This is a genomic window from Streptomyces sp. SID3343 (assembly GCF_009865215.1).
In the GTDB taxonomy this organism is placed as follows: Bacteria; Actinomycetota; Actinomycetes; order Streptomycetales; family Streptomycetaceae; genus Embleya.
The window spans coordinates 1-9,698 of record NZ_WWJX01000608.1 but is presented as its reverse complement, the minus strand read 5'-3'; the positions used below and the strand labels follow the sequence as shown (position 1 = coordinate 9,698).

General features: G+C 69.5%; 9 protein-coding genes and 1 pseudogene. 7 read left to right on the top strand and 3 right to left on the bottom strand.

Annotation, left to right across the window (positions count from 1 at the left end; translation table 11 throughout):
- Both GT354_RS18735 and GT354_RS18730 read left to right on the top strand, forming a co-directional pair.
- A pseudogene (locus GT354_RS18735) lies at window positions 1–271 on the top strand (hypothetical protein); the annotation flags it as partial.
- A gap of 300 nt (window positions 272–571) precedes the next feature.
- On the top strand, window positions 572–1,798 hold the full coding sequence (locus tag GT354_RS18730) for a CapA family protein (protein ID WP_202512028.1): 1,227 nt from the start codon (window positions 572–574) through the stop codon (window positions 1,796–1,798).
- 21 nt (window positions 1,799–1,819) lie between these two features.
- On the opposite strand, the gene GT354_RS18725 is transcribed toward GT354_RS18730, so the two are convergent.
- Complete coding sequence (locus GT354_RS18725; protein ID WP_161357444.1) at window positions 1,820–2,458, bottom strand: transcriptional regulator; 639 nt, start codon at window positions 2,456–2,458, stop codon at window positions 1,820–1,822.
- A gap of 377 nt (window positions 2,459–2,835) precedes the next feature.
- Between GT354_RS18725 and GT354_RS18720 the strand changes: the two genes are divergently transcribed.
- Window positions 2,836–3,480, top strand: a complete 645-nt coding sequence (locus tag GT354_RS18720; protein ID WP_161357443.1) for a Crp/Fnr family transcriptional regulator — start codon at window positions 2,836–2,838, stop codon at window positions 3,478–3,480.
- 185 nt (window positions 3,481–3,665) lie between these two features.
- A complete protein-coding gene (locus tag GT354_RS18715) occupies window positions 3,666–4,409 on the top strand; it encodes a hypothetical protein (protein ID WP_161357442.1) in 744 nt (247 codons plus the stop codon).
- Between the two features lie 182 nt (window positions 4,410–4,591).
- Here GT354_RS18715 and GT354_RS18710 read toward each other — a convergent pair whose 3' ends face one another.
- The gene (locus GT354_RS18710; RefSeq protein ID WP_161357441.1) at window positions 4,592–5,275 is read right to left on the bottom strand and encodes a fasciclin domain-containing protein; all 684 of its coding nucleotides are present in this window, start codon (window positions 5,273–5,275) and stop codon (window positions 4,592–4,594) included.
- Between the two features lie 85 nt (window positions 5,276–5,360).
- Complete coding sequence (locus GT354_RS18705) at window positions 5,361–6,926, bottom strand: sulfite oxidase (RefSeq protein ID WP_346012075.1); 1,566 nt, start codon at window positions 6,924–6,926, stop codon at window positions 5,361–5,363.
- 487 nt (window positions 6,927–7,413) lie between these two features.
- Here GT354_RS18705 and sigK point away from each other — a divergent pair, with 487 nt between their 5' ends.
- The 3 genes from sigK (at window position 7,414) to GT354_RS18690 (ending at window position 9,508) form a co-directional block, all read left to right on the top strand.
- Window positions 7,414–7,998, top strand: a complete 585-nt coding sequence (sigK, locus tag GT354_RS18700) for an ECF RNA polymerase sigma factor SigK (RefSeq protein ID WP_161357440.1) — start codon at window positions 7,414–7,416, stop codon at window positions 7,996–7,998.
- Complete coding sequence (locus GT354_RS18695; protein WP_161357439.1) at window positions 7,995–8,744, top strand: anti-sigma factor; 750 nt, start codon at window positions 7,995–7,997, stop codon at window positions 8,742–8,744. The genes sigK and GT354_RS18695 overlap by 4 nt, the downstream gene beginning before the upstream one ends.
- Before the next feature lie 254 nt (window positions 8,745–8,998).
- Entirely contained in the window at window positions 8,999–9,508 is a 510-nt protein-coding gene (locus GT354_RS18690; protein ID WP_161357438.1) for a hypothetical protein, read from the top strand.
- The last annotated feature ends 190 nt before the right edge of the window (window positions 9,509–9,698 follow it).

The window sequence follows — 9,698 nt, the reverse complement described above, 5'->3', positions numbered from 1 at the left end:
CGGCGTGCTCCTCGCGGCGCGGCTCGCGCTGCCCGTGACCACCGCCGACCTCGACGACCCGGACGCCGTGGTGGCCGCGGCCGACCGGCTTCGGGAGATGGGCGCGGGATCGGTCGCGCTCGCGCCGCATGTCCTGGGCCCCGATATCGAGGCCGGCCGGATCGCGAAGGTCGCGGAGGCGGCCGGCTGTACGGCGGCCGAACCGATCGGTGCGCACACGTCGATCGCGAAGCTGATCCTGCACAAGTACCTGGAAGCGTGCGAAGGGTAACGACGACGCCCGGGCGGCGCACGGTCCCGGTACCTTGCGCCGCCCGCACGTGCCCGCCCGCACGCCCGCACGCCTGTTCGCCCGCACGCGTTGCCACGTGCACCCGATTTCGAGTCGTCGCGCGTCCGCGCTTTGGCGTGTCCGCGTGTCCGCGCCTCCGCTTTTGCTCGACCGTCGTCATTCGATGCCCGGTTGTGACCCGAGCGCCATGGAGCGCTTTCGAGCGTGCGTGCGAGAGTTCCCCCGAACGGCCGTGAGCCGGCTGTGCACCGCGCTTGGGGGGAACACGGGGCCATGCACATGTCGAACAAGCTTTTGCGTGCCGCAATCGCGTTGGTGGTGGTCGGTCTGCTGGTCGGAGTGATCACGTTGGTATGGGACTCGGACAGCACCAAGAACGCGGCCGAAAAGGGTGCGAACCCGCCTCCCGGGAAGTCCGGAAGCCCCGGAAGCCCCGCGAACGTCCCGCAGGTGCCGCCGGGTAGGCAGCCGACGAGCTTCACCCTCACCACCACCGGCGACGTGCTCGCCTATCCGACGATCATCGCCCAGTCGCAGCTCGACGCCGGCGCCGGCGGATACGACTTCCACCGGATGTTCGAGGGCGTCGCCCCGCTCGTACGACAGTCGGATCTGGCGATCTGTCACATGGAGACGCCGTACGGCCCTCCGGAGGGACCGTTCACCGGATACCCGATCTTCGCCGCGCCGCCGCAGATCGCCAGGACCCTCGCCGACACCGGCTACGAAAGCTGCTCGACCGCGTCCAATCACACCCTCGACGGCGGTTTCCCCGGCATCGAGCGCACGCTGCGCACGCTCGACGAGGCCGGCGTCGAACACGCGGGCAGTGCGCGCAGCGAGCAGGAAGCCGCGCCGACGATCCTCGACGTCAAGGGCGTCAAGGTCGCGCACCTGTCCTGGACGTACGACACCAACGGCATCCCGCTGCCCGAGGACAAGCCGTGGTCGGTCAACGTGATCGACAAGCAGCGGATCATCGAGCAGGCCCGCACCGCGCGCCGCGCGGGCGCCGAACTCGTCCTCCTGAGCATCCACTGGGGCACCGAGTGGCAGGGTGAGCCCGACGAGCAACAACGCGCCTTGGCCAAGGAGTTGACCGCCTCGACGGACAACGGCCGCAAGGACGTGGACTTGATCATCGGCACACACAACCACGTTCCGCAGGCATACGAGCAGGTCAACGGCACCTGGGTGATCTACGGAATGGGCGACGAGCTCGCGAATTTCCCGGACAAGCCGAAGGGCAACTACAGCTCGGCCGGGCTGTTCACGTTCACGCGGGACGCCGCCGGTACATGGAGCGTGACCAAGGCGCAGTTCCGCCCGCTGTACGCCAGTCCGGGCCCGCCGTTTCGCATCCTGGACGTGAATCGGGCCTTGGCGGACCCGGCCACGGACGCCGGTCTGCGCGAACAGTTGCAGACCGTGCGCGCGACCGTCGCCGACGCGGTGCTCTCCGAGGGCGCGGCCAACGCGGGACTGACCGAGGCGAAGGTCGACTAGCGACCCTCGCCCGCGCCGCGCTCACGTGATCGGGAGGGCGTCCCAGAAAGCCAGTTCGTAGCCCTGCATCATCCGGGCGGCGAGCTTGGCGCCTTCCTGGTCGTCGCCCGCGTCCAGACCGGTCTGCAGCAGAGTCAGCGCCGCGTCCTCGAACCCCGGTGGCAGGGACGAGAAGAACGTGAAGAACGCGACCTGATCCTCGGTCAGTTCGTGGTGGCGGCCGAGGGCCTGCGCGAACCGGGCGCAATAGCCGCCCCAGAAACCGAAGTTGGCGAGCAGCGCGAGGGCGACGTCACTACGTGAGCCGAACTGTGCGAGCCACGCCAGGTAGTGGGGGTAGCCCTGCGCTGCCGGACTCGGGTCGTAGGCCACGAGGTCGCCCACCGTCAGGCCCACCGCTTCCGCGTACGGTACGAGCAGGCCCAGGGCCTGCCCCTCGCCGGCCGCGAGCGACAGGAACAGCGGTGCCGCGTCCGGGTATCGCGCCGCGAGCAGCGCAAACGAGCGTCGGTCGCTGGAGACGATCCGATACTCCTCGCCCGCGATTCGCCGCAGCGCCTCGACCTCGACCGGTCCGGCCTCCGCGCGGTCCACGAAGCGGTTCGTGGACCCTGCGGTCAAGTCCTGAACAACCTGCGCGTACAGCATTCGTGCGTCCATCGTGCCACCGTCCGTTCGTCCGACCTGCCGTCGAGTCGCTCGCCGGTCCGTGCCGAACGCATCCCGGCATACGCCGTCATCCGCCGCCGCATGCCGTCATACGCCCTCGTATCCCGTCGTATCCTGTTGTATCTCCTCGTATCCCGATGCTTTCGCAACGCATCCGCAACGTATCCCCATATGTCGCGAACATGGGACACCGACTCGAACGAACGACCTTTTCGCGTTGCTCCCGGTTCTCTTCGCTCCGCCCTCGTTCCCCGGTCACGTCGAGTGATCGGCATGCCTTCCCGGCTCCAACCGGATCAGTCATCAGCTGACTGATCCGACCGGGTGTCATTAAGCTCTGGCGGCACGAACCGACCGAGGGAGCGGGCATGGCCGAGGACGACAAGGCGTTGCCCAAGGAGCTCTCCGATGTCCTGCGCATGGCCGGGCGGCGGTTGTTCTACGACCGCGGCGACGCGTTGTTCATGGAGGGGGACCACCCGCGCCATGTCGTGCTCATCGAACACGGACAGGTCAAGATAGAGCGCGCCACCGCCGACGGTTCGGCCGTCACCATCGCGGTGCGCGGACCCGGCGAGCTGGTCGGCGAACTCGCGTGCATCGACGGGCGCGGGCGCTCGGCGACGGTGGTCGCGCTCGGACCGGTCACGGCCGTGCTCGTGCCGCTGAGCCGCTTTCGCGACCTGCTCAACACCAACGCCCCGCTGGTGTACGCGATATTGATCCGTACCGTGCTGCGGATCCGGGAGTCGGACCGTTGGCGGGTCGAGTACGGCGCGCTGGCGACGGGCCGGCGGGTCGCCCGCGCGCTCGCCGATCGTACGTTCGGCAGCACGAACGGGCCGTTCGTGATCCGTACGACCCAGCAGGAACTCGCCGACGCGATAGGCGTCTCCCGCGAATCGGTGGTCCGGGCGTTGCGCGTCCTCCAGGAGTCCGAACTCGTGCGGACCCGGCGCGGCAGCATCGTGGTGCCCGATCCGCCCGCGCTGCGCGAATGGGCGGACGGATGACGACAACGGATCGGGCGTTGTGTGTCATCTGACGCGTACAGGCGGTCCGGCGCACGGTAGTTCTTGAAGTGCACAGAGCAGCGGCAGGCACGAACGCGGCGCAGGCAAAGCTGTGTTCGACATGCGGCGCTCGAACACGCAGGAACAGGGCGGGCGCAAGCGGTCGACTGGGCGAAGGGGAACTCGTGGGGGCCAAGTCGCGGTACATGTCGATCCTGGTGCTCGATGTCGAACGGTTCGGCAGGCGCTCCGACGTCACCCAGGAATGGGTGCGGGGCAGGTTGTACGAACTCCTGCACTCCGCGCTCGAAGCGGCCGGCATCGCGTGGGACTCGTGCGTGGTCGAGGACCGCGGCGACGGAGCGATCCTGCTGGTGCCGCCGAGCGTGCCCAAGGAGGACCTGACCGATCTGTTCATCGACCGGCTGCACGCGGGCCTGCGCAACCACGACCGGCACGCGAGCGACGAGGCGCGGATCCGACTGCGGGTCTCGCTGCACGCGGGAGACGTGGTCCAGGACGCCCGGGGCTGGTCGGGTACCGCGATCAACACCGCGTGCCGCCTGGTCAACGCCGACGCGCTGCGCGATGTACTCACGGCGGCCGACCGCGCGTGCCTGGCGCTGATCGTCTCCGGCGCGTGGCACGAGGCGGTGGTGGCACCGGAACGGGGCGGGCTCGAACGCAGTACATACGGGGAGGTGCGCGTGCAGGCCAAGGAGGTCGACGAGACCGCATGGGTGTACGTGCCCGGATATCAACGTCCACCCGCCACGGACGGCGGCGCCGCGAAGACCCAGCCGAAGAGGCGCAAGTCCACTGCCCGTCGCGGGGGGACGGGCAGCGGCTTCACCTTCAACGGGGACTTCGTGAACAACGGTGACCTGGTGGGTGGCAACAAGCTCGTACAACCGGCCGACGGGGGCTGACGCCCGGCGCCGGCGGGCCTTGGAGGGAGAGGCCCGACGGCACCCGGCGCGACCGTGGCCGGCCGCGTCCCCCGGGTATGGGGGCACGGCCGGCCGCGTTCATGCGTTCAGTGGGTCAGGCTCCCGGTGCTCCCGGTGCTCCCGGTACTCCCAGTCCTTCCGGGGTAGCCCGGTCCGGCGGCTCAGGACGCCGGCGGCATCAGCACGGTGTCGACGATGTAGACCGTCGCGTTGCTCGTCTGTACGTTCCCGCAGACCACCTTCGAGGCGTCGTTGACGGTGTACATGGTGCCCGAGCCCTTGGTCGTGACCATTTGCTTCTCCAACGTCTCGAACGAGCCGTTGTCGAGCTTCGCGGGCGCGAGCCGCTGACCCACGACGTGGTAGGTCAGCACCTTGGTGAGCATGTCCTTGTCCGCGAGAAGCTTGTCCAGCGCGTCCTTGGGGACCTTGGCGAACGCGTCGTTGGACGGCGCGAACACGGTGATGTTCTGCGCGGTGTTGAGCGTGTCGACCAGGCCCGCGGCCTTGACCGCGGCCACGAGCGTGGACAGCGCCGGGTTGTTCGACGCGGCGGTGGCGACCGGGTCCTTGGCCATCCCGGTGAAGCTGCCCGCGCCGGTGGCCGGTACGGACGCGCACGCCGAACCGAACGGAGTGGACGCCATGTCGGCCGGCGCCGACGAACCGGGGGCGCCCGCGCCGGCGGCGGACGACGGTGCGGCGGCCGGAGCGGAGGCCGGCGTGGAGGTCTCCGTCTTCTTGGCGGAATCGTCCTTGTCGTCGCCGCAGGCGGCCAGCGGGATCGCCAGGGCGGCCACGGCCGCGACGGTGGCGATGGTGCGGGGAAGGCGGATGGTCTTCATGATGACGCTTCCTTCGAAGGATGTGATGGATCGGGGGAAAGGCTGATGGGACAAAAGCTGCCGAGGCAGGGGAAACGACGGGTCGTCAGGTGACCGTGACCACCACCGAATGCCGACCCGTGGCGCCGTCCGGCACGGTGCCCACGCGTTTGTCGGTCTGGACCGCACCGGTGGCGTCGGTCGCGCGAACCTCGATCCGGTGGCTGCCGGTGGCCGAGGGAGTCCACTCCCACACCCACTGGCGCCACGTGTCGGTGCTCGGGACCTCGGCGAGCCGCGCACGTTCCCACGGGCCGCCGTCGACGCTGACCTCCACGGCGAGGACGCCGCGGTGCTGGGCCCACGCGATGCCGGCGATCGGTACCGGTACACCGGCCTTGAGCCGCGCGAACGGCTTGGGGGTGTCGATCCGCGACTGGGTCTTGATCGGCGCCTCACGGGACCACGTGCGCTTGACCCAGTAGGCGTCGTACGACGCGAACGTGGTCAGCTCGATGTCCTTGAGCCACTTGCACGCGGACACGTAGCCGTACAGGCCGGGCACGATCATCCGGACGGGAAAGCCGTGCTCGAACGGCAGCGGTTCGCCGTTCATGCCGATCGCGAGCATCGCGTCGCGACCGTCGAGCGCGACCTCGACCGGGGTACCGATCGTCATCCCGTCGGTGGAACGCGACACGAGCTGATCCGCCTTGCCGCCCTGAGACGGCGGCTTGACCCCGGCCTCGCGCAACAGGTCGGCCAGCCGCACGCCGAGCCAGCGCGCGGTGCCGGTGTACGGACCGCCGACCTCGTTCGACACGCACGTGAGGGTGATGTCCCGCTCGATCAGCGGACGGCGCAGGAGATCGTCGTACGAGAACGTCAACGGCCGACGCACGCCCTTGCCGTGGATCCGCAGCGACCACGTTCGCGCGTTGACACGCGGAACGATCAGCGCGGTGTCGACGCGGTAGAAGTCGCCGTTGGGCGTGGTGAACGAGGAAAGTTCCGGGATCCGCAGGTCGACGCCGGCCGGGAGTGGCGGGGCCTTCTCGGCGGGCGCGGGCAGCCTGAGCCCGTTGCGGAACGCGGCGATCGACGCGCGCTTGCCGTCGGTGACGATGCGACCGGTGATACCGGCCACGGTCGACGCGCCGGCCACCACGCCGGCGGCGATCAGGAACGCACGACGGTCGAACGCGCGCTCCTGCGTGCTCGTTTCGACGATCGGCCTGGTCAACCACCACAGCGCGGCCGCACCGACGACACCGCCCGCCAGGGACGGCAGCGGATCGACGGCGCCCGCGCCCGCCCGGTGATACGCCGCGAACGCGCCGAGTACCCCGAACGCGAACACGCCGACCATCGCGGTGCGGCGCAACCGCCGGGAAAGCACTCCGATCCCGATCGCGATCAGCGCGAGGACCACGAGGATCCCCGACTGGAGCACGAACTTGTCGTTGTTGCCGAATTCCCGGACGGCCCAGTCCTTGACCGCCGGGGGAGTGCGGTCGATCACCGATCCCCCGACGGCAAGAAGGGGAGCCGCCTCGGGCCTGACGAACGCTGCGGCGAACTCGGCCACGGCCAAGGCCGTGCCCGCGGACAGCAGTCCGCTCAGCGCGGCCAGACCGGCCCGCGCCCATCGGCGACTTCTGATTCCCTTCACATCGGGCCATTCGCGGCCCTGAGGGGTACGGATTGGTCCGTACCCCGAAAGAGTTTCGGGCTCGGGATCGGCTCGGGATCGGCTCGGGTTCCTTGATCCGGAATTCTTGGTTTCTCACCAATCCGTTCGAGCCTCGGCGCCGAATGTGGGTCGGACGCCTGTGCAGTGGCGGTCGGCGCGGGTTTCGGTCGACGTCGTGTTCAGGTCTCGGTCGACGAGGTGATTTCCTCGGGTGGCGGGGCGTTTCGGGTCCGGTCCCGGCTTCGGGTCCGGTCTCGCCGGGTTCGGCTTCGGGTCCGGTCTCGGTTCGGGTTCGGGTTCGGGTTCGGTCTCGGTTCGGGTTTGCGTTCGGATCCGGTTTCGGTTTCGGATCCGGTTTCGCTTTCGGTTTCGGCAGGTGCGGTGGCGGTTTCGGGCGTGGGTGTGAGCGGGAGTCGGACATGAACGGTATGTACGAGCGCGGCGTCGAGAGCCGCTGTGGGGTCGCATGAGAACCGTCGTGCACATCGCCGGCACCGCCGACCGCGGACCGAGCCTGGAGGATCGGCTCGCGAGCGTCGCGCAGGGTGACCACGAAGCGTTCTCACACGTGTACGACGCCGTGATCGGCGCGGTCCTCGGGGTGGCCCGACGGGTCGTCCGCGATCTCGCCCAGTCGGAGGAGGTGGCACAGGAGGTGATGCTCGACGTCTGGCGCACCGCCGCGCGCTTTCGGCCGGACAAGGGCAGCGCGATGACGTGGATCCTGACCATGGCCCATCACCGCGCGGTCGACCGGGTCCGCTCGGCGCAGGCCGCCACCGATCGCGAACACCGCACCGCGTTGCGCGACCACTCACCCGAGTACGACGAGGTCGTCGAGGAGGTGGAGCACCGGCTCGAACGCGAACAGGTGCGCCGCTGCCTGGGCACCCTCACCGAACTGCAACGGCAGTCCGTGACCCTGGCCTACTACCGCGGCTGCACCCACCGTGAGGTGGCCGGCCTCCTGGCGGTGCCACTGGGCACGATCAAGACCCGCCTGCGGGACGGCCTGATTCGCATGCGCGACTGCTTGGGAGTGGGGACATGACCTCCGCCGACCTGCACACGATGACCGGGGCCTACGCCGTGCACGCCCTCGACACGGACGAACGGCGTGAGTTCGAGCGACACCTGAAGGTGTGTTCGGCCTGCGCGCAGGAGGTTCACGAGTTTCGCGAGACCGCCGCGCGGCTGGCGACGGCGGTGTCCGAGACGCCGACGGCGGAACTCAAGCGTCGGGTGATGGACGGCATCGCGACGGTGCGTCAGCTGCCTCCCGAGGTACCGGTCGGTGACGCGGCGCCGACCGCGAAGCCCGGCCGCGGCAAGCGCTTCACGACCTTCGCGCTCGCCGCGTGCCTGGCCGCGATCGGCGCGCTCGGCGGAGTGGCGGTGAACCAGTACCAGGACGCGCGCAAGGCCGAACGCGCCGTGGCCGCGCAGCGCGAACGCGGTGCCAGGATCGAGGCGGTCGTCACCGCGCCCGACGCGGTCCAGGCGTCGGCCCCGGTCACCGGCGGCGGCACCGGACGGGTGATCGTCTCGCGCGCCCTCGACGAGACGGTGGTGGTGATGACCGGGCTGCCGAAGTTGTCGAACGACCGGGTCTATCAGGGCTGGTACAACGACAACGGCCACATGCGCTCGATGGGCCTGATCCGGCCCGGTTCGGCGCTGATCGCGTCCGCGATCGACCGGGCGACCGGTGTCGGTGTCACGGTCGAACCGCCGGGCGGGTCGGCCGAGCCGTCGGGGGACCCGATCGTGCTGATCGACTTTCCCGCGGTGCGGTAGCGGCGGCCCGCCGCCGCTTGTCCGCGTGCGGAGACCGTTGCGGCGGCCTTGCCGAGGCGTCGCGGAGGTGTCCCGTTGCGCCTACCTCGGTACGAGGCAGGGCCGGGCTCGTTCTACCCTGGGGGGAGTCCGGCCCCGGTTCGATGCGTGGCTGGGCGGGATTGCGTGCGCTGCGCATTGCATTGGTCACTTTGTGTGGTCCGGGGCGGTACGCGCACTTGATTTGTGCCCGTCGACAATCGAGGATCAAAAACATGGGACCACTGAAGCCTGATGTAGCCGAACTGATCGTCGGATTTGTGCTGTTCGCGCTCGTCTTCCTCGTGTTCGCGAAGGTGCTGCTTCCGCGTATCGCCCAGACGATCGCCGACCGCCACGACGCGCTCGAAGGCGGGTTCGACCGTGCCGCGAACGCGCACGCGGACAGCGAGGCGGTGGTCGCCGAACTTCGTACGGAAATCGCCGAGACGCGCCGTCAGGCCGCGCTCGTGCGTCAGGAGGCCGCCGAGGAAGGCGCCCGCCTGATCGCCGAGGCCCGCGAGGAAGGGCAGCGGATCCGCGAGGAACTGGTGACCTCCGGTCACGAGCAGCTCAACGCCGAGGTCGCTCTCGCGAGCGCTTCGCTGCACGCCGAGCTCGGCCTGATCGCGACCGAGCTCGCGGGCAAGGTGGTCGGTGAGTCGGTCGCCCCGCTCGTCGCCGACAGCGACGTGGTCGAGCGCTTCCTGGCCGAGCTGGAGGAAGCCGAGTCGGCCAAGCGCTGACCGGCGGTTCGACACCGGTCGAGGTGTCGGTCGACGACGGTCGGCCGATGGTCGTGGCGGCGAATGCCGGCGCAGGACCGACGTAGACGTAGACGTAGACGTGGATGTGGATGTGGCCGGGACCCTCGGGTCCCGGCCACATCTTTGTTTGGTGCCGGTGGTGCCGGTGGTGCCGGTGGTGCCGGTGGTG